This is a genomic window from Pseudomonas sp. S2_C11 (genome assembly GCF_054668395.1).
The window spans coordinates 1,715,792-1,737,272 of the sequence record NZ_CP162765.1; the positions used below are offsets into that span (position 1 = coordinate 1,715,792).

Here is a 21,481-nt window from a genome sequence, read left to right on the forward strand (position 1 = left end):
TTTTTTCTCGATGAGCAAATGCAATGCGAATGCTGATGGTAGTGCTGGCGGCGGCCCTGTTGGCCGGGTGCGCCGGTTCGGTGATGAACGATGCTCGCACCCGGAGCCCTGACAAGGTCCTGACCTCGGACAAGCCGGAGAAAGACGTCGCCCGGTGCGTGCAATTCGCCTGGCAGGACGAAGCGGTTTTCGGCGTCGACGCGGCGGCCTATCTGGAGCCGCGCGAGTCTGGCGGCACGACGGTCTACACGCGTTCAGCGGAGTCGTTTGTCGATGTGATCACCGAAGCGTCCGGCACAACCTTGAACTATTACGCGCAGAAGAGTGATTTTGTCGCGATGCGGCGGATGGCGGCGATGGCGACCTGCCTCTGATTGTGTGTCGAGGCGGCTGGCGCTTTCGCGAGCAGGCTCGCTCCCACCGATTGAATGCTTTCCAGTGTGGGAGCGAGCCTGCTCGCGCAAAGGGCGATACAGTCAGTCGATCAGCCGCTTCTGGAAAAAATGCCGCTTGTGCCCTGGTGGATAGTCTACGATCTCACCGAACTGGCTGAAGCCCAGCTTCTTGTAGAACTCCGGCGCCTGAAAATCGAAGGTGTCGAGCCAGATTCCGTAGCAGTTCCTGTCTTCGGCCAATGCTTCTGCCTGTGCCATTAACCGGGAACCAATCCCCTCTCCGCGACTTTGTTCCGGTACTGACAGCAAATCGATGAACATCCAGCGCAAAGTCACTCGCCCGTACAACCCGCCCAGTATCGCGCCATACTCATCTTTTACCATCAAGGCGAACGGCTCGGTTTTCGATATGCCGGTCTTCGCATCGTTGTATTCAATTAACGGTTGGAGAATGGCCTGACGCTGTTCCTCGGTAGGATTGTCCGTCAACTCGATACGCAAATTCATGCATGACTTCCTTGTGTGATTGAACGCCCAGCCTAACCCGTCCGGGCAAACGCCTCCAAGCCCTTCGATCGAACAAGCGGAACCGTCAAACCAGCGTTGCGGTCTAGGCTTTTATCGCGTCTTTCCCTGAGCGCGATTGATGAGGAAATCCCGTGAATATTTTTGAAGCCCTGCGCGAAAGCCACGAGCGCCAGCGCACCTACGCCAAGGCTCTGATCGCGACCAGCGGCGACAGCCCTGAGCGGGTCGAGGCCTACAATCAGCTCAAAGCAGAACTGCAAGCGCATGAAACCGCTGAAGAGCGTCACTTCTACATTCCGTTGATGGAAATCGACGAAGGCGTTGACCTGAGCCGCCACGCCATCGCCGAGCACCACGAAATGGACGAAATGATGGAAGAACTCGACGAGACCGAAATGTCCAGTCCGGCGTGGCTGGCCACGGCCAAGAAGCTTTCCGACAAGGTTCATCACCACCTTGAGGAAGAAGAGCACAAATTCTTCCAGATGGCCGGCAAGCTGCTCGACGATAAACAGAAAACGCAACTCGCCGGGCAGTACGAAAAGGAGTATCAGGCGCAACTGTCTGAATGACCAAAGGCGACTCGGCGTGTAGGTGTTCAGCTACACGTTGAGTGCGACGTGTCGACTTTAACTGGTTATTCATCCAGTGTTTTCGGGTTTTTTACGTCCTGAAAAATCGCATTGCGACAAAAGCGCCAATGGACAAAAAATTCACCTCCGTTAGCTTGAAAGCCTCTCCTCGGGAAGGAGAGTTCTCAAATCAACGGAGTGAAGACGATGAATCAGGCAATCCCACAAACCCAACTCAAACACGGTCGTGTCATCTCGCCAGCAAGTCGCGGCGCAGTGGCCATTGACCTCGGCTTGCTCGGCGCTTGGCAAGTCAATGAAATGGAGGGCGGCAAAAACTTTCCGGCCGTGAATGCCGGGCCGTTCCCGCAACCCTTCGAGACCGACTCGGACAGCGTCGCGCCGCCGGCCGATGGCTACATTCTCAGCGGCGGCAAGACCGATGCCCGCGATTGCGTCAATTACACCGACGACGAGATGAGCAAGAAGCTCGGCCGTTCATTCAACTGGCCGCTGCTTAATGTCGATCCGGGGCAGATTCTCGAGGTCAGCTGGGCGTACACCGCGCCGCACACCACCCGTGGTTATCGCTGGCTGATCACCAAAGACGGCTGGGATCCACAGCAACGCATCAGCCGTGCGCAGCTCGAAACCCAGCCGTTCTTCGAAGACTTCTACCCGCAAGTGCCGTATTACAGCCATGCCGGCGAATTGAAGGCCAAGGTTGATCACCAAGTGCAACTGCCGACGAACAAGAAGGGTCATCACGTCATTGTGCTGATGTGGATCGTCGCCAACACCGGCAACGCCTTCTACCAGGCCTTCGACGTCGACTTCCAGTAACAACCCAGGCTGAACGAGCCCGGTAGCGCTGCCGGGCTTTTTTTGTCGGCGCAATTGTCCGACCATGGCAGTCCCCCATGAAAACAGGATCAGACGCGATGTCCAACACAGCCGAACGGGTCAACATCGTCGACACACAGGTGTTGTCCCACGACTGGTATCTGTTGAAGAAAATCACTTTTGATTACCACCGCAACAACGGCGAATGGCAGCGCCAGACCCGCGAGGTCTACGACCGGGGCAACGGCGCGGCGATTCTGCTGTTCAACCGCGAAAAGCGCACGGTGGTGCTGACCCGCCAGTTTCGTTTGCCGGTGTTCGTCAACGGCCACGATGGATTGTTGATCGAGGTGGCGGCGGGGTTGCTGGAAGGTGCCGCCCCTGAGCAACGCATTCGTGACGAAGCCGAGGAGGAAACCGGTTATCGCGTGCATGACGTGAAGAAGGTATTCGAGGCGTATATGAGCCCCGGCTCGGTGACGGAGAAGCTGCACTTTTTTATCGCCGAATACGACGCCGCGTCCAAAGTCAGCGACGGTGGTGGGCTGGAAGAGGAAACCGAAGAACTGGAAGTGCTCGAGTGGGGCTTCGATGAGGCACTGGCAGCATTTCAACGCGGCGAGATCTGTGACGCCAAGACCATCATGCTGTTGCAATACGCAGCGATGAACAACCTCTTCGCTTGATGAAAGATCGCAGCCTTCGACGCATTTTTCAGGAGCTGCCAAATGCTGCGATGGCTCAGCATACTGGCTGAACGGGGAGGCGCAATACGCAAAGCCGGCCATACTGCTTGTTGCTCCTGAAGCGCTGCCCTGCGTTTTGCGCAGTCCCCAAAAACAAAAAGAGATCGACTCATGAAGTACGAACCTTTGGCCAGATCGCTCATTGCGACCTCCCTGGCGCTCAGCTGTCTCATGGCTCACGCGGCATCAGTGGCGCCGGTTGCGGCGGAAAACGGCATGGTGGTCACCGCGCAACATCTGGCGACCCATGTCGGCGTCGATGTGTTGAAAAACGGCGGCAATGCCGTGGATGCGGCAGTGGCCGTGGGCTATGCGCTGGCGGTGGTCTATCCGGCTGCGGGCAACCTTGGCGGCGGCGGGTTCATGACTATTCAACTGGCGGACGGGCGCAAGACCTTTCTCGACTTCCGCGAGAAAGCCCCGCTGGCAGCGACCGCCAACATGTATCTGGACAAGGACGGTAACGTCATTCCGGAACTGAGCACGCGCGGCCATCTGGCCGTCGGGGTGCCGGGCACTGTGTCCGGCATGGAGCTGGCGCTGAGCAAATATGGCACCAAACAGCGCAAGGACATGATTGCCCCGGCGATCAAACTGGCCGAAGACGGTTTCGAGCTGCAGCAGGGCGATGTCGAGCTGCTCGAATACGCGACGGATGTGTTCAAGAAGGACATGCGCGATTCCGGCTCGATCTTCCTCAGCAACGGCGAGCCGATGCAGGTCGGGCAGAAACTGGTGCAGAAGGATCTGGCGAAAACCCTGCGGACGATTTCCGAGAAGGGCGCCGACGGCTTCTACAAAGGTTGGGTCGCCGATGCCATTGTCACGTCCAGCCAAGCCAACAAAGGCATCATCAGCCAGGCCGACCTGGACAAATACAAGACTCGCGAACTGGCCCCGGTGGAATGCGATTATCGCGGCTATCACGTAGTCTCGGCGCCACCGCCCAGCTCCGGCGGGGTGGTGATCTGCCAGATCATGAATATCCTCGAAGGCTATCCGATGAAGGACCTGGGCTTCCATTCCGCTCAGGGCATGCACTACCAGATCGAAGCGATGCGCCACGCGTACGTTGATCGCAACAGCTACCTCGGCGATCCGGATTTCGTGAAGAATCCGATCGAGCACCTGCTGGACAAGAACTATGCGACCAAACTGCGCAACGCCATCCAGCCGCAAAAGGCCGGCGTGTCGGCTGAGCTCAAACCCGGTGTAGCGCCGCATGAAGGCAGCAACACCACGCACTATTCGATCGTCGACAAGTGGGGCAATGCCGTTTCGGTCACCTACACCCTTAATGACTGGTTCGGCGCTGGCGTGATGGCGAGCAAGACCGGGGTGATCCTCAACGACGAAATGGACGACTTCACCTCCAAGGTCGGCGTGCCGAACATGTACGGGCTGGTCCAGGGTGAGGCCAATGCCATCGCCCCGGGCAAGGCGCCGCTGTCGTCAATGAGTCCGACCATCGTCACCAAGGATGGCAAAGTGGTGATGGTGGTCGGCACGCCGGGTGGTAGCCGGATCATCACCGCGACCTTGCTGACCATGCTCAATGTGATCGATTACGGCATGGGGCTGCAGGAAGCGGTCGACGCGCCGCGCTTCCATCAGCAGTGGATGCCGGAGGAAACCAACCTCGAAGACTTCGCCGCCAGCCCGGATACGAAAAAGCTCCTCGAGAGCTGGGGCCACAAGTTTGCCGGCCCGCAGGATCCCAACCACATCGCCGCGATTCTGGTCGGCGCGCCGTCACTGGACGGCAAACCGGTTGGCAAGAATCGCTTCTACGGCGCCAATGATCCACGGCGTAATACCGGCTTGTCACTGGGTTACTGAGCGGAGTAAAAAGGGGCGGGCTCAGGTCCGCCCCATCTCAAGGACTGATCAAGGAAGGCTCGACATGACCACCGCATTACTGATCATCGACGTCCAGCAAGCACTGTGTGCTGGTGAATATCAGTGTTTTGAAATCGACCGCGTGATCGCCACGATCAATGATCTCAGCCAACGCGCCCGCACAGCTGGCGTTCCGGTGGTGTTGATTCAGCACGAAGAAAAGGACGGTCCGTTCGTGCATGGCGCGGACGGTTGGCAACTGGCCGAAGGTTTGCTGACTTCGACGAAAGACCTGCGTGTAGGCAAGACTACCGGGGATTCTTTCTACCAGACCGATCTCGGCAAGCTGCTGCCCAGCGAGGACTTCGAACGCCTGATCATCTGCGGCCTGCAAACCGATTACTGCGTCAACGCCACGGTGCGCAGCGCGCATAAGCTGGGCTACGACGTCGTAGTCGCGCAAGATGCACATTCGACGGTCGATAACGGCAACATGAGCGCCGAAGACATCATTGCCCAACACAACAAGGACTTCGCCGCCCTGACCAGTTCCGTGGCACGGATCGACGTCAAACCGGCAGCCCAAATCACCTTCTGAACTCACACAAACCCCCTGTGGGAGCGAGCCTGCTCGCGAAAGCGCTATGACAGCCAACATCAAACCGACTGATATACCGCCTTCGCGAGCAGGCTCGCTCCCACAGGCATTTGGTCGGTCTCAACATCAGAGAGCACCGCAGTCGGAAACGATGCACTAGGTTTGGACGCGATTCGCATCACGCAGCAACCGCTCGATCTGCGCCAGTTCCCATGTGCTGAGCAGACTCACCGGGTCCGTGCCATAACGCTGCCAAGTGTCCAGCGTCGCTTCATCCCCGGCGCAGTTGCGCGCGTATTCACAGTGATGCAAGTGTCCCTCGGCGAAGTCCAACAGCAGATGCCAGCCCTCGATGTAAACGGCAATCAGCCCGGACTGGGACATTACCTCGCAGACTTCGAACGCAAGCACGCCCAGCGCAGCTTCGCGCAGACGCTGACACACATCCCGGGCGGACAAAAACGCTGACATGCTGCGACTCGATTCGATGGACAAGCCTGCAAGGATAAGGCCCGCGCCACTCCATGTCAGCGTTTCACTGGCCCGAGGCCGAACAATTCCGTAACATTCGCCTCCCTCTTTTTTCGCGAAAACAGCAGCCGTGCCCAGCGGCCGCTCAGTCAGGTAAGCCATGAAACCGATTCGTCTGCGCGCCGATGTCCTCGCCGGACTCACCACCTCGTTCGCCCTGTTGCCCGAATGCATTGCTTTCGCCCTGGTCGCGCATCTCAATCCGCTGATGGGCCTGTATGGCGCGTTCATCATTTGTACGCTGACGGCGCTGTTTGGCGGCCGGCCGGGCATGGTTTCCGGCGCGGCGGGCTCGATGGCGGTGGTGATCGTCGCGCTGGTGGTGCAACACGGCGTGCAATATCTGCTGGCAACGGTGCTGCTCGGCGGTCTGATCATGATGGCGTTCGGGCTGTTGCGCTTGGGCAAACTGGTGCGCATGGTGCCGCATCCGGTGATGCTCGGTTTCGTCAACGGCCTGGCGATCATCATTGCCCTGGCGCAACTGGAGCACTTCAAAAGCGGCGAGCACTGGCTCAGCGGTACGCCGCTGTATCTGATGACCGGGCTGGTGCTACTGACCATGGCCATCGTTTACATCCTGCCGCGCCTGACCAAAGCGGTACCGCCGGCCCTGGTGGCGATCCTTGGTGTCGGCCTGCTGGTCTACCTGTTCGGCCTGCCGACCCGTACCCTCGGTGACATGGCGCACATTGCCGGCGGTCTGCCGACTTTCGCCATGCCGGACATTCCGTGGAGCCTGGAAACGCTGCGCATCATCGCTCCGTACGCGGTCCTGATGGCGATGGTCGGCCTGCTGGAAACCTTGCTGACACTGAACCTGACCGACGAAATCACCGAGACCCGTGGCTATCCGGATCGTGAGTGCGTGGCGCTCGGCGCGGCCAACATGGTGTCCGGTGCGTTCGGCGGCATGGGCGGTTGCGCGATGATCGGCCAGACCGTGATCAACCTCAGCTCCGGCGGGCGCGGGCGCTTGTCCGGTGTTGTTGCCGGTGTGCTGATTCTGTTGTTCATTCTGTTTCTGTCGCCGCTGATCGAGCGTATTCCGCTGGCCGCACTGGTGGGGGTGATGTTTGTGGTATCGCAGCAGACGTTCGCCTGGGCGTCGTTGCGGGTGATCAACAAGGTGCCGCTGCACGATGTGCTGGTGATCATCGCCGTGACCACCATCACCGTGTTCACCGATCTGGCCACGGCCGTGCTGTGCGGGATCATCATCGCCGCGCTCAACTTCGCCTGGCAGCAGGCGCGCGAACTGTACGCCGATGAACACCTGGAGGCCGACGGCAGCAAGCTCTATCGCCTGCACGGGACGCTGTTCTTTGCCTCGACCACGCCGTTTCTCAATCAGTTCGATCCGGCCAACGATCCGGCGAAAGTCACTCTCGACTGCCGGCACCTGAGCTTTGTCGATTACTCGGCGATTGCCGCGTTGAAAACCCTGCGTGAACGCTACGCCAAGGCTGGCAAGCACTTACAGGTGTTTCATCTGTCGGAACGCTGCAAGAAATTACTCAAGCGCGCCGGCGTCGATCACGACTGACGCCGCTGGTTTTGCGTCCTTGAGCCAGGTCTTGCCGAGAATCCGCGAGACCTGTTCGGCGGAATAGGGCTTGGCGAGAAACTCGAAACCTTCGTAACCGCTGCGGGCCAGTTCTTCGCTGTAGCCGGAGGTCAGAATCACCGGCAGATCGGGGCGGCGTTGGCGCAGCTCCCTGGCCAGCGCGACGCCGGTGATGCCTGGCATGACCACGTCGGAAAACACCGCATCGAACGCGCTGGCATCGCTACCCGCCAACTGCAGGGCTTCTTCGGCGTTGGTCGCCCACGCGGTTTCATAGCCCAGATCCTGGAGGATCTGATTGGCGAAACGGCCGACGTCGAGATTGTCTTCTACCACCAGCACCCGGCGTTTTTCGCAGGCCGGCTGCACCTCGCCATCGTCCTCTGCCTGGTCCATTTCTGCCTCGATCGCCGGCACTTGCGGCAAATACAAGGTGAACTCGGTGCCTTGGCCAAGGACGCTGGAAACATCGACGTTGCCGCCGGATTGCTTGGCGAAGCCGAACACCTGCGACAGCCCCAGCCCCGTGCCTTTGCCGACCGCCTTGGTGGTAAAGAACGGCTCGAAGATGTGTTCAAGGGTGTGTGCGTCGATACCGGCACCGGTGTCGGCCAGGGCAATCGACACGAAATGGCTGCTGGACCCAGCATGGCCGCGAATCGGCGGCAGCGCTTTGTGGCACTCCAGGCGCAATTTCAGCTCACCCTGACCATTCATGGCGTCGCGGGCGTTAAGCGCAATGTTGATCAACGCGGTTTCGAACTGACTGAGATCGACGCGGATGTAGCAGGGGTGATCCGGGCGTACGACGCACACGTGAATCTGCGCGCCGGTGACCGATTCGAGCATCTCGCCAATATTGGCCAGCCGTTCGCCGGCATCGACCACCTGCGGATTGAGCGGCTGACGGCGAGCGAAGGCGAGCAACTGGCTGGTCAGCTTGGAAGCGCGCTCGACGGTGTCGGACACCGCGCGCATGTAGCGCTGGCGGCGTTCTTCCGGCAGGTTGGGCTGGCGCAGAAAGTCCACCGACGAACGAATGATCGTCAGCAGATTATTGAAGTCGTGGGCGACGCCGCCGGTCAATTGGCCGATGGCTTCGAGCTTCTGCGACTGGCGCAACGCCGACTCGGCCTGGGCCAGGCGCAAGCTGCGCTCTTCGACCCGTTGCTCCAGCGTGGCGTTGAGCTCAGCCAGCGCCAGCAGGCCTTCGCGCACATTGGCATCGGCGCGCACCCGCTCGATGTGCGCCCAGCACCGTTCGGTCACTTCGCTCATCAATGCCTGCTCAAATTGCGACCAGACCCGCGGCACTTTGTCGTGGACGGCCATCAATGCGGTCAGACGGCCCTGCTTGATCAGTGGTACACAAATGGTCGCGGTAATACCGATGGCCTGAAAGGTCGCCGACTCTTCCGGTGGTAGCTCGCTGCGGTTGTCATGGATGACCAGCGGTTCCCCGGCGCGCAGCAGAAGCACTGCCTTCTCACCGAAATCGCGCAGGCGGTAGTGGCCGACGATGCTTGGCGAACCCGGTGCCGCATAGTCGCCGCGAATGGTGAAGCCGTCCTCGTCGGCATCCATGTCGGCGTACGCGCAGTTGGACAATTGCAACTGCTCGACCATCAGCCGGGTGCTCGCCGCCAGGATTGCTTGCGCATCGGTGGCATTGGTCACCGCTTCGCCGATGGCATCGAGGACGGCCAGGCGTTGGTTGAGATAAACGGTCTGGGTGGTCTCGGTGACCGTGTCGAGCATGCCGACGACATTGCCGTGGGAGTCACGAATCGGGCTGTAACAGAAAGTGAAGAACGCCTGCTCCGGACCGTTGCCGCGTTCGATCTTCAGGGCAAAGTTTTCGATGTAGGTGGCTTGGCCGGCATAGGCCGCCTCGGCTATCGGGCTAATCTCATGCCAGGCTTCTTTCCAGATGTCGCTGAAAGGACGTCCCAGCGCATGCGGCTTGTCGCCGAGAATCGGCACGAAGGCGTCGTTATAGAGAGTGATCAATTGCGGGCCCCAGACGATCGCCTGAGGGAAATGCGACGCGAGACTGAGCGAGACAGTGGTCTTGAGTACATCGGGCCAGTTTTCCAACGGGCCGAGGGGCGAATTCGCCCAGTCGTGACGGCGGATCTGCCCGGCCATCTCGCCGTTGTCTTGCAACCAGTCTGTCATGGGGTTCGTATCTTTCCGGGCATTTGTCTGAGAACAAAGACCTGCGCGCAGGGTGTTTGGTTTCAGCGCACCAGACACTGTTTGCGCTGCGAATTATTCTGACCTACATCATGGCAGCAAAAAACAGCGCTGGCGAAAAGAGCATCTTTTCGCCAGCGGATTTTTCTTCAGTTCGTGAGCGACTGCTCAGGCCTCGACGGTCGGGAAATCAATGTCGGTCAACGCCGTGTTGTTCAGGTAGTTGGTCAATGTCTGCACGGCCACCAGGGCAATCACTTCGATAATCTTGCGGTCATCGATACCGGCAGCGCGAGCAGCGGCCAACTGTTCATCGCTCAAGTGGCCACGGGTTTCGGTCAGTTGGCGGGCGAGGGCGGCGTAGGCATTCAGTTCGCCTTGACGGGCCGCGACGATGTCCTGTGGCGAGAGCCCGGCCTTGCCGGCGAACATTGTGTGTGCGGACAGGCAGTAGTCGCAGCCGTTTACTTGCGAAGTGGCGAGGTAGACGGCTTCTTTTTCCTGGGCGCTGAGCGAGGTCTTGCCGAGGATCGCCGAAGCTTGCAGGTAAGTGTCGAATGCAACTGGCGCTTGGGCGAGGGTAGTGAAGACGTTGGGCAGGAAGCCGATTTTTTTCTTCACGCCTTCCAGTGCAGGACGGGTGGCATCGGTGGCGGTGTCGAGGCTGATAGCGGGGATGCGGCTCATGGTGATTCTCCGAAATTCCGCAGCGAAGTGCAGCGGCGATGGAGAGATCTTAGGGGCTGCCAATGGCGCTCTGGCGGCAAATCGTCGAGGATATGCGGCAGATCGTCCAGATATGCTTTCGGGAGTCAGCCATGGATCGCCTTTCCACATTACTCAGTCATTTCGGCGTGAACGCCGGCACCTTCCATAGCGGCGCGTTTTGCGGCGTGAGCGTTCACGAAGGCGAGCCGGTCGGGCACGTGCATGTTCTGCAAGCCGGGGCGTTGCTGCTCAAACCGGGCAACGAGCGGGAGATCCGTCTGGACGAACCGTCACTGATTTTCTTTCCCCGGCCGTTTACCCATCGAATGTTTGCCGACGAAGCCATGGCCAGTCAGATTGTCTGTGCCTCGCTGACCTTCGACGGTGGCTCGGGCAATGTCCTGGCCGCCGCGTTACCGGACTATCTGGTATTGAAACTCACCGACATCCCGGAACTGCGCAGCACCCTTGACTGGCTGTTCAATGAAGCCTTTGAAGGGCATTGCGGGCGCGTGGCGGTGATGGATCGCCTGTTCGAATTGCTGGTGATTCTGTTGCTGCGCCATCTCATCGGCAGTCGAGATCAGCAACCGGGCATGATGGCCGGGCTGGCTGACCCGCGCTTGTCTCGCGCTTTGAACCTGATCCATGAGCAGCCGCACAAGCCTTGGAGTGTGGCCGATCTCGCGGCGGCGGCGAACCAGTCCCGCGCCGGTTTCGCCGAGCAGTTTCGCCGCGTGGTCGGGCAGACGCCGGCCGATTATCTGCTGAGCTGGCGCGTCAGTCTTGCGCAGAAACGCCTGCGCGAAGGCCGGCCGATTGCGTTGATTGCCGAAGAGGTCGGTTACGAAAGTCCGTCGGCGCTGGCCCGGGCGTTTCGGCGCAAGACCGGTCTCAGTCCTCGGCAATGGAAAGCCGGACACTGAACATTACCTGGCGAATTTCTTCGCTCCGGCCACGCAAAGAATCACCCCAAGCGTTACGCCGAGCATGCCGACGCTGACCTGCTCATGCAGCAACGTCGCCGCCAGTGCCAGACCAAAAAACGGCTGCAGCAACTGCAACTGCCCGACCGCCGCAATCCCCCCTTGGGCCAAGCCGCGATACCAGAACACGAAGCCGATCAGCATGCTGAACAGCGACACGTAGCCCAGACACATCCGCGCAGGCAAGCTGATGTTGCCGAACGAGGCGGGCGCCAGCCACAGGCTCAGCACTGCCATCAGCGGTAACGACATTACCAGCGCCCAGCAGATCACCTGCCAGCCGCCGAGGCTGCGTGACAGTTTCGCGCCTTCGGCGTAACCGAGGCCGCAGGCAAGAATCGCCGCGAGCATCAGCAAGTCCCCGGTCGGCGACGCGCTAAGGCCTTGGGACAGAGCGAAGCCCACCACCAATGCGCTGCCCAGCACCGAAAAGATCCAGAACACCGGCCGTGGCCGCTCACCGCCACGCAAGACACCAAACATTGCCGTGGCCAGCGGCAGCAATCCTACAAACACGATCGAATGCGCTGACGTTACGTGCTGCAATGCCAGCGCGGTCAACAGCGGAAAACCCAACACCACGCCCAGCGCAACAATCACCAGCGACAGCCACTGATGGCGCGACGGTCGCGGTTGCTTGAACAACAGCAGAAGTCCGACGGCCAGTGCGCCGGCAATCGCTGCTCGCACCACGGTCAGAAACACCGGATCGAATTCCAGCACCGCCAAACGTGTGGCCGGCAGCGAACCGCTGAAAATCAGCACGCCGATAAAACCGTTGATCCAGCCGCTGGTTTTTTCCAGCGCTGGGTTGGCCGCAGTCGATGTTGTGTGCATGTCGGTCGCGCTCAAATAGTGGGTTGTATTGCGGAGATCCTAGGGCTGAGAATCAGCACAATCAAAAAATTGTCATGGATACAGCCGGCATGCCCCGATCCCGTTACAAGACCTTGGTTGACCGTTACGCGGCGGATATTCGTGGCGGACGACTGCCGCCGGGCACGCGATTGCCTACGCATCGGCAACTGGCGGCGCAGGAAGGACTGGCGCTGGTTACCGCTTCACGGGTTTATGCCGAGCTTGAGGCGATGGGCCTGGTCAGTGGCGAAGCCGGGCGCGGCACTTTTGTGCGGGAAACGTCGCTGGCGCCGGGGCAGGGCATCGATCAGAAAGACGTAGCGGTCGGCATGATCGACCTGAATTTCAACTATCCGTCGTTGCCCGGTCAGGCTGAGCTGTTGCGCACGGCGTTGCGGCAACTGGCGTTGTCCGGCGATCTCGAAGCGTTGCTGCGTTATCAACCCCACGCCGGACGTGCCCACGAACGCGCCTCGGTGGCGCGACATTTGTCGACACGCGGCGTGACCGTTGAAGCCGACCAAGTGCTGATCGTCAATGGCGCTCAGCAAGGTTTGGCGGTGATGCTGATGGCCCTGCTCAAACCCGGTGATGTGATCGCCGCCGATGCGCTGACCTATTCCGGGTTCAAGGTGCTGGCCGACGCGTTGCATCTGGAAGTGCTGGCGATCCCGATGACAGAGCTCGGCCCGGATTTGCCGGCACTGGACAGGCTCTGCCGCCAGCGTGCGGTGCGCGCCGTGTACAGCATGCCGACGCTGCACAATCCGCTGGGCTGGGTCATGCCACTGGAACAGCGCGAGCAATTGGTGGCGATTGCCCGGCGCTATGATCTGACACTTATCGAAGATGCGGCCTACGCGTTTCTGGTGGAAAATCCGCCGCGAACCTTGATCGATCTGGCACCGGAACGGACGTTTTACGTATCGGGCCTGTCGAAAAACATCGCCACCGGATTGCGGGTCGGCTTCATCGCGGCGCCGCTGCCTCAAGTGCCCGCACTGGAACGAATCATTCGCGCGACAACGTGGAACACGCCCGGGGTGATGACCGCCATTGCGTGCGGTTGGCTCGACGACGGCACCGTCACCGTGCTTGAGAAGCAGAAGCGTAGTGATGCCATGGCCCGGCAGACGTTGGCGGCCGAGGTGCTGAAAGGGCTGCGCTACATTGCTCATCCGGCCTCGTATTTTCTGTGGTTGCCGTTGCCCGAAGATGTGCGTGCCGATCAGATCGTGGTCGAGTTGATGCAGCAGCAGATTTCGGTCACCAGTGCAGAGCCGTTTTCGCTGTCGGCCAATACGCCCCATGCGATTCGTCTGGCGTTGGGTTCGGTGGACATGAAGGTGTTGCGTCAGGCGTTGATCACTGTCAGAACGATTGTCGGCGCTTATCTGTAAACTGCGTTCACGCCATGCAAAGCCAGGTTTGGACTGTTTAATGAAATTCACCACAGCACTGCTTCTCGCCTTGATCTTCAGCACCTGCGCTCAGGCTGAGGGCGATCCTGAAGCCGGGGCGAAAATCTTTCCGCGTCTGTGCGGCGGTTGCCATCAGGTTGGCGAGTCGGCGCGTTCGGGGTTTGGTCCGCAGTTGAACGGCATCGTTGGCCGGGCTGCGGGGGCTTCGGCCAATTATGTTTATTCCGCTGCGATGAAAAACTCGGGGATTACTTGGGATCGGGCGACGTTGAAAGCGTATCTGAAGGATCCGAAAGGGGTGGTGCCGGGGACGCGAATGATTTTCTGGGGGCTGAGTGATGAGGAGAAGTTGAATAATTTGTTGGCTTATCTGCAGAGGTTCAGTGCTGAGCCCTAGTCGGGCGATGGTTTCCTGGCTGATTGAGTACATATCCATTGCTGCGGTAACGGCTGCTTAGGGTTCCGCCCTTACGGCGGGTCACCTTTTTCAAACGCCAAAAAGGTAACCCAAAAGGCTTGCTCCTGCGTTCGGCCCTCGCAGGCTCGGGTCCCTTCGCTGCGGGATCGATCCGGGCGCAGCGGCTACGGTTTGCTTCGCTGCACCTCCTTCCGCTGTGTCTGGCTGCGCCAGACGGTCGCTGCGCTCCCACGCCCGGATCAATCCCTCCGCTCAGCCTTCCGACGTCGCCGGTGGATCAAGATCAAAAGCGGTACTCGAGCTTGCGCTCATTGTGGAGTGGGGCGGCTTCGCCGCGGGCAGCTGCGCTGCTTTGCTTTTTTGTGGGAGCGAGCCTGCTCGCGAAAGCGGTTCTCCAGCCGACCCATATTTCCGGTTTTACCCCATCCCTGTGGGAGCTGGCTTGCCAGCGATGGCAGCCTGTCTCTGGTTGATATACGCCGGTGTCAGTGAGCATGGAACGCCACCTGATTGCGCCCCGCAGCTTTCGCCTGATACAGCTGCTGATCGGCGCGTTTGATCAGGGCCGTGTGGTTGTTGTCTGCCGGATCTGCCAGGCCAAGGCCAATACTCACCGTGACGTTGCCGACGCCGGGAAACTGCGCTTCGGCGACTGCCATGCGAATTTTTTCGGCAACGACTTCCGGGGTGTCGGGTTGCGCGACTTCCGGCAGCAGTACGGCGAACTCTTCGCCGCCGTAGCGGGCGACGAAATCGGTGCTGCGCACGCTGTTCTGGATCAAGGTCGCCAGTTGTTGCAGGACCTCATCACCGACCGCGTGGCCGTGGCTGTCATTGATGCGTTTGAAGTGGTCGGCATCGATCAGCAGCAGGGCAAACGGGCGTCCGGTGCGTCGGGACAGCAGCGAGTATTCAGTGATTTTTTCGTCAAAACGGCGACGGTTGTAAACGCCGGTCAAGCCGTCATGTGTGGCCAGGCTCAGCAGTTCGGCGTTGGCCTCGGTGAGTGCGGCGGTGCGTTGTGCCACGGTGGCTTCCAGCGAGGCGTTGGCTTCTTGCAGCTCGCGTTCCTTGCCGAGCAGTGACTGCGTCATTGCGTCGATGGACTGGCCGAGCTGGGCGATTTCCAGCACCGGATGCTGCAGCTGGAACTGTGCCCCGGCCTGGTTGTTTTGCACTTGTTTGGCCGAGCGTGCCAGTTGTTCGATAGGGCGGCTCAGGTACAGCGCCAGGTAATAAGCCACCAGACCGAAAACGATGGCGGCGAAAACGCCGAGGATCAGCAATTCGTATTGCAGCATCCGCGCCGGTTGCAGCGCAGTCTCCAATGGCTGGCGAATGGCGATCGACCATGATAGCGCCGTGCCCGATGGCGTCGGCACGGTGACCATGCTGGTCAGGTAACCGTTGGCCGCCGTCCAGCCCGACAATACCGGATCGTTGGTCGCCAGCTGTTGGCCCATCAGCGCTTCGGGGTAGAGCACCTTGCCGTCGTGATCGACAATCAGCGCCTGGATATCCGGCGCCGAGTTCTTGTGGGAAAACGCTGCCGACTCGACGATGCGCGTTACCCAACTCCAGTGTGCATGTGCGCCCAGCACGCCAATCACCTGTCCTTCGGCATTGTGGATCGGCGCGGCGAAATCGATGAAGCGCAGCGGCTCGCCATTGGCCAGGCCCGGCAACAACTTCGCCAGCAACACCGCTTCGTGGGGATCGCCGGTGTATTGCCGGCGCAAGCCGATCTGGAACCACGGGCGTTTCTGCACCGATTGACCGACCAGCAGATCATTGACCGCTTGGCGAACGTTGCCCTCGGCGTCGGTGACGCCCATCCACGCATATTCGGCGCGCGCCTGGGTGCGCAACTGCATCGACTTGAGGATGGCTGGGTTGTCCAGATCTCCGCGCTCCAGATGCGGTGCGCGACTGAGCAGGTAGACCTCCAGTTGCCGTTCGCGCAGCTGTTCGCCCAACAGCGTCGCCGCTGCACGCGCGGTGTTCAGCAAGGCGTTGCCGCTGGCCTGCTTCATTTGTTCGGTGGCGATATGACCGACATAAAAGCCGACGCTCAATAACGTCAGCAGGGACAAACCGCCGAACCACAGGGTGAGATGGCTACGCAGACTGGCTTTGAACATGGAGGCGGGTGTCTGTCTTTATTGAAGTGGCGCCATGGTATGCGACATCGCCGATGGGCGGCCAGCGAACGGGTTCATGTAAATACAAAGAAGATTGATGCCAATGAGCCATCATTTTGGTTAGAATGCGCGCCGCCCGAGAGACGGATCCCGGGCGTTTTCCCATGGAGTTTTACCGTGAAATACCTCAGCAAAGTAGTCGCCGCCACACTGTTCGGTGTGGTTCTGGCAGGTTGCACCGGCGCCCCGATGAAAACCGCCCATTACGACAGCAACCAATACACCGTGGTTGGCCACAGCGAAGCATCGGCCACCGGCCTGCTGCTGTTTGGCATCATCCCTATCCGCCAGAACAGCCGATTTGTGCGCGCGCAAAACGCGGCCATCCAAGCCAAGGGCGGCGATGCAATGATCAACACGCAGGTTCAGGAAAACTGGTTCTGGGCCTGGGTTCTGACCGGCTACACCACCACCATCTCCGGTGACGTGGTCAAGCTGAAAACCGCGCAATAAGCGACGGCTGAATGCAAAAAAGCCCGGCTGATCAGGCCGGGCTTTTTCATGGGTGTTGCGGTCATGCAGATGATTCAGGCGACACGGCGTTCGATCAGACGATCAGAACCACCTTCGGCAACACGGCGTTCGATCAGACGATCAGAACCACCCTCGGCAACACGGCGTTCGATCAGACGATCAGAGCCACCCTCGGCAACGCGGCGTTCGATCAGACGATCGGAACCACCTTCAGCAACGCGGCGTTCGATCAAGCGATCAGAGCCACCTTCAGCAACACGGCGTTCGAGCAGACGATCAGAGCCTCCTTCAGCAACGCGGCGATCGATCAAGCGATCGGAGCCACCCTCGGCAACACGGCGTTCGATGAGACGATCCGAACCGCCTTCAGCAACACGGCGTTCGAGCAGACGATCTGAACCACCTTCAGCCAGACGGCTTTCGATCAGCTTGTCCGAGCCGCCTTCAGCGACCAGGGTGTGAGCAGGCGTTACTGCAAAAGCGTTAACTGCGAAAACCGAGAAAGCGATGCCGAGAAGGGTTTGGCGTTTCATGATCGTGTGCTCCAGAAAGTTGTTTGTTTGTCTGGAGCCGATGTTACGCCGCGCAGTTTTTATGAGAACTTCATTGACGTGATGGTGAACATCGACGCCGATGATGTTTGCCATAAGCGGCGATTCAGAGGGCTTTTGCCCGAATGCACAACTCGCCGCTGGCACGAATCAGCGCCATGTCATGCAGCGCATCGGCGGCCAGACCGTTGCGGACATTGGCCAGCCATGCCGGGCAATTCGGATCCTTGCGATAGGGCGCGAAGGCGGCGTACTGCTGCAACAAGCGCTTTTGCAGTTCATCCAGGCGCGGGCGGATCTGTTTGCCCAGATCCGGACGCGGTGTGTCCGGTGCAGCACCTGCCGCTTGCCATTGCGCGAGCAGACCGTATTGCACCAGTTTGTTCGCTTCCATCTGTGCGGCGATCAGCTGCGCGACGTCGTCCGGATCGAGTTTGTGTTCGGTGGCCAGAGTTCGGGCATTGGCGATGACCTGCGCCTCTCGCGGGCTGTCCTGGATCGGCTTGCCGCTGTCCCACTTGGTCAACGCAACCAGATCGCCGATGCTCAGGCGTTCATTCAAAGTGGCCAGTAGCGGTTTCAATGAAGCAGGCGCCGCTGCGGGTGCGGCCGCCTGAGCGTAGGCGGCCGACAGAGCGAGGAGGGAGCCAAGCAGAAAATTTGCAACGTTACGCATGAACCGAGCCTCAATAGTCAGTGTCGAGAGAATCGCTGATTTACCACAGCCGCACACTGACACAAAGCGATGCCTGGCATTTACACAAATGCAAAACAGGCAATCAACGCCGATGGGAAATGTTGATTGCACGCTGCACGCAACTCACCGAAGCTATCGTCAATCAGGCCTGCCGCCGTCGAGATGGACCTCCATTCAATGCAAAGCGCCACCTTCGCCAAGCCGCTCTGGCAAACCTATCTGCTGTTTCTCGCGCCGATGGTGCTGTCGAACTTCCTGCAATCGATGTCCGGGACGGTCAACAGCATCTATATCGGCCAGATGCTCGGCACACAGGCGCTGGCGGCGGTATCCGGCATGTTTCCCGTCGTGTTCTTTTTCATCGCCCTGGTCATCGGCCTTGGAGCTGGCGCGGGCGTGTTGATCGGTCAGGCGTGGGGCGCGCGCGAAACGCACATGGTCAAGGCGATTGCCGGAGCGACGTTGCTACTGGGTGTGTTGATCGGTTTGGTCGCGGCGGTGCTGGGCACGGTGTTTGCGCGACAGGCACTGACGGGGTTGGGCACGCCGGCGGATGTGCTCGACGACGCGGTGGACTATGCCCACGTCATGTTGTGGATTCTGCCATCGCTACTGGTATTCGTGCTGTTCACCCAATTGCTGCGTGGTGTCAGCGATACGCTGTCGCCACTACTCGCGCTGATCGTCTCCACCGCCGTGGGGCTGGCGCTGACGCCGGCGTTGATTCGCGGCTGGCTGGGTTTGCCGCCATTGGGCATTCAGAGCGCGGCGTATGCCGGGCTGGCGGGGAATCTCTCAGCAATGGCGTGGCTGGCCTGGCGGCTGATCCGCAAGGGCCATCCGCTGGCGCCGGATCGAGAGTTCTTTGCCGCATTGCGACTGGATCGGGTCATTCTCGGCAAGGTCCTGCGCATCGGCCTGCCCACCGGCGTACAGATGATCGTGCTGTCGTTATCGGAGCTGGTGATCCTGGCACTGGTCAACCAGCACGGCTCGCAAGCGACGGCGGCGTATGGCGCAGTAACGCAGATCGTCAACTATGTGCAGTTTCCGGCGCTGTCGATTGCGATCACCGCATCGATTCTCGGTGCCCAGGCAATCGGCGCCGGGCATCTGCAACGCATGGCGCCGATCCTGCGCACCGGGCTGTTGATCAATGTGTGCCTGACCGGTGGCCTGATTGTGCTGGGTTATCTGCTATCGCACTGGTTGCTGGGCCTGTTCCTGACCGAGGACTCGACCCGGGCGATGGCCGAGCATCTGCTGCACATCATGCTCTGGAGCCTGTTGGTGTTCGGCTTCCAGGCCATCATCGGCGGGATCATGCGCGCCAGCGGCACCGTCCTGGTGCCGGTGGTCATTTCGATTGTCTGCGTGGTCGGTGTGCAGTTGCCGGCGGCGTACTGGCTCGATGGGCAGTTCGGTTTGCAGGGTGTGTGGATGGCTTTTCCGGTTGCCTATCTGGGGATGCTGATACTGCAGACGCTCTATTACAAACTGGTCTGGAAACACCAGAAGATCGAGCGGTTGATTTAGGCACGGCGGACAAACATTTCTCTGTCCCCCGAGACGAAAGCATCGTAGCGTATGCGCCCACAACAATAAGGGAATGACGAGGGTTCAAGTGGGAGCTTTTCGACTGCTGTTGGCGGTGTTGGTCGCTGTATCTCATATGGGCAAAAAGTTCGCCGGACTGAATCCTGGTGTGATCGCCGTCATCTCGTTCCTGATCATCAGTGGATTCGTCATGGCTTCGCTCATCGAGCGAAACTACCGTGAGCCGAGGAAGATCGGTCTGTTCTATATCGACAGGGCTCTGAGGTTGTATCCGCAATTTCTGGTCTACTTCGTCGCCTCGTGTCTGGTTATTCATTTTCTGTTGCCCGGTACGCCCCAAGCGGCTGAGCTGACATGGAAGACCCTGTCCACCAGTTTGCTCATGCTACCGCTTGGCTATTACATGTTCGGCGTCGGCGGGACCGAGATCCTGCCACCGGGCTGGTCGCTGGGGCTGGAAATGAGTTTCTACCTGCTGATTCCATTTCTGCTGATTTGCAAGGCGCAGGGTGTCGCCTTTGCTGTCTCGGTCGGGGTTTTTCTGCTGGCCTGCCTGGGCTTCATCAATACCGATGTCTATGGATATCGTCTGTTGCCGGGTGTGTTGTTCATCTTCCTGTGCGGCTGTTATCTATACCAACGCAATATCAGAGCAATGGTCGTTGTCACCGGCACAGCCGTTGCGGCGGGACTGCTGTTTGTAGCGATCATGGTCGGATGGATTGAGCGTCGTCCGTTCAATGCCGAAGTCACTCTGGGTATCGCCGTGGGCATTCCCTTGGTCTACCTGTTGACCAAACTCAAGTTCCACCGGATGGACGAGTTCCTGGGCAATATCAGTTATGGCGTGTTTCTTAACCACTTTGTGGTGATGTATCTACTGCGGGGTTTTTGGCCCGTCGCGTATGACGCCTACGTTGTCGGAGCGGTGCTGGCGTTGTCATTTTTCTGCAGTGGCCTGACGTATTACTGCGTCGAGCGACCGGCGCTGAAGTTGCGTCACCACCTGCGCGGCAGGGCGAAGGAAAGGCCGGTTCAACCGGGTAGCGCCGAGAAAATTGTATCCCTTGTGGGAGAGCGTGAACTGGCATAACGCTCGGCTGTTTGCTTAAGTCAACCAAGGCCCCGACGACACACGCCGCCCGGAGAATTTCATGACGTCGCGATTGCTGCTGGTTGCCGCGTTTACATCCTTTGTCATGGCCGGTGCGCAGGCCGCTGAATATAACCGGGTCAACACCAGCGCCAGCCAGATCAGTTTCACCTACAACCAGATGGGCTCGCGAATGTACGGCACCTTCGGCAAGTTCGAGGCGGCTCTGGATTTAGATACCGAAAACCTTGCCAACGCCCGCACCACCTTGCATATCGACCTGAGTAGCATTGACGCCGGCAGCGAAGACGCCAATACCGAGCTGGTGAAACCCGCCTGGTTCGATACTGAAAAATTCCCGCTCGCGGTATTCGAGTCCCGCCGCTTCACCCAGGTGGCCGAGCATCGTTACCAGGTCGCCGGTCAGCTCACGCTCAAGGGCGTCACTCGCGCTGTCGAGGTGCCGGTGGAGCTGAAACCGGACAACGCCATTGGCATTTTCGACGGCGAGCTGGTGCTCAACCGTGAGGAGTTCGGCCTCGGCGCAGGGGAGTGGGCGGACAGCGTGGTGTCGAAGGACATCTACATCAAATTCAGGGTGGTGGCGCCACAACAGTGACGGTTCGATAGATTCGGCGCGGTATGATGTCGCGGTTCGTCGACGGCTCTGATCATCGGCAACGTTTTTTATCGCCGGAGTTT

At 59.7% G+C, this 21,481-nt stretch carries 22 protein-coding genes; 14 read left to right on the forward strand and 8 right to left on the reverse strand.

What is annotated here, in order from left to right; all coding sequences use genetic code 11:
* Positions 1–23: 23 nt before the first annotated feature.
* On the forward strand, positions 24–374 hold the full coding sequence (locus AB4N48_RS07895) for a hypothetical protein (protein WP_150634948.1): 351 nt from the start codon (positions 24–26) through the stop codon (positions 372–374).
* A 102-nt stretch (positions 375–476) separates the two neighbouring features.
* Here AB4N48_RS07895 and AB4N48_RS07900 read toward each other — a convergent pair whose 3' ends face one another.
* A complete protein-coding gene (locus tag AB4N48_RS07900; protein ID WP_236168577.1) occupies positions 477–902 on the reverse strand; it encodes a GNAT family N-acetyltransferase in 426 nt (141 codons plus the stop codon).
* Positions 903–1,054: 152 nt separating this feature from the next.
* Between AB4N48_RS07900 and AB4N48_RS07905 the strand changes: the two genes are divergently transcribed.
* From AB4N48_RS07905 to AB4N48_RS07925, 5 genes are all read left to right on the forward strand, one after another.
* The gene (locus tag AB4N48_RS07905) at positions 1,055–1,495 is read left to right on the forward strand and encodes a hemerythrin domain-containing protein (RefSeq protein ID WP_460095098.1); all 441 of its coding nucleotides are present in this window, start codon (positions 1,055–1,057) and stop codon (positions 1,493–1,495) included.
* Between the two features lie 207 nt (positions 1,496–1,702).
* On the forward strand, positions 1,703–2,338 hold the full coding sequence (locus AB4N48_RS07910; protein ID WP_095182054.1) for a lytic polysaccharide monooxygenase auxiliary activity family 9 protein: 636 nt from the start codon (positions 1,703–1,705) through the stop codon (positions 2,336–2,338).
* 98 nt (positions 2,339–2,436) lie between these two features.
* Positions 2,437–3,024 carry an NUDIX domain-containing protein gene (locus tag AB4N48_RS07915; protein ID WP_024013397.1) on the forward strand — a complete coding sequence of 196 codons (588 nt, stop codon included), beginning with the start codon at positions 2,437–2,439 and terminating at the stop codon, positions 3,022–3,024.
* Positions 3,025–3,195: 171 nt separating this feature from the next.
* Positions 3,196–4,923 (forward strand): gamma-glutamyltransferase, encoded by a 1,728-nt coding sequence (ggt, locus tag AB4N48_RS07920; RefSeq protein ID WP_095182053.1) that lies wholly within the window; start codon positions 3,196–3,198, stop codon positions 4,921–4,923.
* Positions 4,924–4,987: 64 nt separating this feature from the next.
* Positions 4,988–5,521: a cysteine hydrolase family protein gene (locus tag AB4N48_RS07925; RefSeq protein WP_095182052.1), complete on the forward strand. Its 534-nt coding sequence runs from the start codon at positions 4,988–4,990 to the stop codon at positions 5,519–5,521.
* 156 nt (positions 5,522–5,677) lie between these two features.
* Here AB4N48_RS07925 and AB4N48_RS07930 read toward each other — a convergent pair whose 3' ends face one another.
* Complete coding sequence (locus AB4N48_RS07930) at positions 5,678–5,992, reverse strand: DUF7693 family protein (protein WP_150741133.1); 315 nt, start codon at positions 5,990–5,992, stop codon at positions 5,678–5,680.
* Between the two features lie 160 nt (positions 5,993–6,152).
* On the opposite strand from AB4N48_RS07930, the gene AB4N48_RS07935 reads away from it, so the two are divergent.
* Positions 6,153–7,598, forward strand: coding sequence for a SulP family inorganic anion transporter (locus tag AB4N48_RS07935; RefSeq protein WP_252867857.1), 1,446 nt, complete (start codon positions 6,153–6,155; stop codon positions 7,596–7,598).
* Here AB4N48_RS07935 and AB4N48_RS07940 read toward each other — a convergent pair.
* Positions 7,566–9,797, reverse strand: a complete 2,232-nt coding sequence (locus AB4N48_RS07940; RefSeq protein WP_460095100.1) for a response regulator — start codon at positions 9,795–9,797, stop codon at positions 7,566–7,568. The two genes, AB4N48_RS07935 and AB4N48_RS07940, sit on opposite strands and share 33 nt — an antisense overlap.
* A gap of 186 nt (positions 9,798–9,983) precedes the next feature.
* Positions 9,984–10,502: a carboxymuconolactone decarboxylase family protein gene (locus AB4N48_RS07945; RefSeq protein ID WP_252876554.1), complete on the reverse strand. Its 519-nt coding sequence runs from the start codon at positions 10,500–10,502 to the stop codon at positions 9,984–9,986.
* A gap of 131 nt (positions 10,503–10,633) precedes the next feature.
* On the opposite strand from AB4N48_RS07945, the gene AB4N48_RS07950 reads away from it, so the two are divergent.
* Complete coding sequence (locus tag AB4N48_RS07950; protein ID WP_457262732.1) at positions 10,634–11,449, forward strand: cupin domain-containing protein; 816 nt, start codon at positions 10,634–10,636, stop codon at positions 11,447–11,449.
* A gap of 3 nt (positions 11,450–11,452) precedes the next feature.
* Here AB4N48_RS07950 and AB4N48_RS07955 read toward each other — a convergent pair whose 3' ends face one another.
* On the reverse strand, positions 11,453–12,346 hold the full coding sequence (locus tag AB4N48_RS07955) for a DMT family transporter (protein WP_457262734.1): 894 nt from the start codon (positions 12,344–12,346) through the stop codon (positions 11,453–11,455).
* Between the two features lie 89 nt (positions 12,347–12,435).
* Here AB4N48_RS07955 and AB4N48_RS07960 point away from each other — a divergent pair, with 89 nt between their 5' ends.
* Positions 12,436–13,767: an aminotransferase-like domain-containing protein gene (locus tag AB4N48_RS07960; protein WP_460095102.1), complete on the forward strand. Its 1,332-nt coding sequence runs from the start codon at positions 12,436–12,438 to the stop codon at positions 13,765–13,767.
* A 40-nt stretch (positions 13,768–13,807) separates the two neighbouring features.
* A complete protein-coding gene (locus tag AB4N48_RS07965) occupies positions 13,808–14,185 on the forward strand; it encodes a c-type cytochrome (RefSeq protein ID WP_460061924.1) in 378 nt (125 codons plus the stop codon).
* A 506-nt stretch (positions 14,186–14,691) separates the two neighbouring features.
* Here the strand turns inward: AB4N48_RS07965 and AB4N48_RS07970 are convergent.
* Positions 14,692–16,347: a sensor domain-containing diguanylate cyclase gene (locus AB4N48_RS07970; RefSeq protein ID WP_460095104.1), complete on the reverse strand. Its 1,656-nt coding sequence runs from the start codon at positions 16,345–16,347 to the stop codon at positions 14,692–14,694.
* 177 nt (positions 16,348–16,524) lie between these two features.
* On the opposite strand from AB4N48_RS07970, the gene AB4N48_RS07975 reads away from it, so the two are divergent.
* Positions 16,525–16,860 (forward strand): hypothetical protein, encoded by a 336-nt coding sequence (locus AB4N48_RS07975; protein ID WP_095182042.1) that lies wholly within the window; start codon positions 16,525–16,527, stop codon positions 16,858–16,860.
* Positions 16,861–16,934: 74 nt separating this feature from the next.
* Here the strand turns inward: AB4N48_RS07975 and AB4N48_RS07980 are convergent, their stop codons facing one another.
* Together AB4N48_RS07980 and AB4N48_RS07985 are read right to left on the reverse strand one after the other, a co-directional pair.
* The gene (locus AB4N48_RS07980) at positions 16,935–17,414 is read right to left on the reverse strand and encodes a phage infection protein (RefSeq protein ID WP_460095106.1); all 480 of its coding nucleotides are present in this window, start codon (positions 17,412–17,414) and stop codon (positions 16,935–16,937) included.
* Between the two features lie 124 nt (positions 17,415–17,538).
* Positions 17,539–18,108, reverse strand: coding sequence for a chorismate mutase (locus AB4N48_RS07985; protein ID WP_460095107.1), 570 nt, complete (start codon positions 18,106–18,108; stop codon positions 17,539–17,541).
* A 198-nt stretch (positions 18,109–18,306) separates the two neighbouring features.
* Between AB4N48_RS07985 and AB4N48_RS07990 the strand changes: the two genes are divergently transcribed.
* From AB4N48_RS07990 to AB4N48_RS08000, 3 genes are all read left to right on the forward strand, one after another.
* Positions 18,307–19,665 carry an MATE family efflux transporter gene (locus AB4N48_RS07990; protein WP_460095108.1) on the forward strand — a complete coding sequence of 453 codons (1,359 nt, stop codon included), beginning with the start codon at positions 18,307–18,309 and terminating at the stop codon, positions 19,663–19,665.
* Positions 19,666–19,753: 88 nt separating this feature from the next.
* Positions 19,754–20,779, forward strand: a complete 1,026-nt coding sequence (locus AB4N48_RS07995) for an acyltransferase family protein (protein ID WP_460095109.1) — start codon at positions 19,754–19,756, stop codon at positions 20,777–20,779.
* 61 nt (positions 20,780–20,840) lie between these two features.
* A complete protein-coding gene (locus AB4N48_RS08000) occupies positions 20,841–21,398 on the forward strand; it encodes a YceI family protein (RefSeq protein WP_460095110.1) in 558 nt (185 codons plus the stop codon).
* Positions 21,399–21,481: the final 83 nt, after the last annotated feature.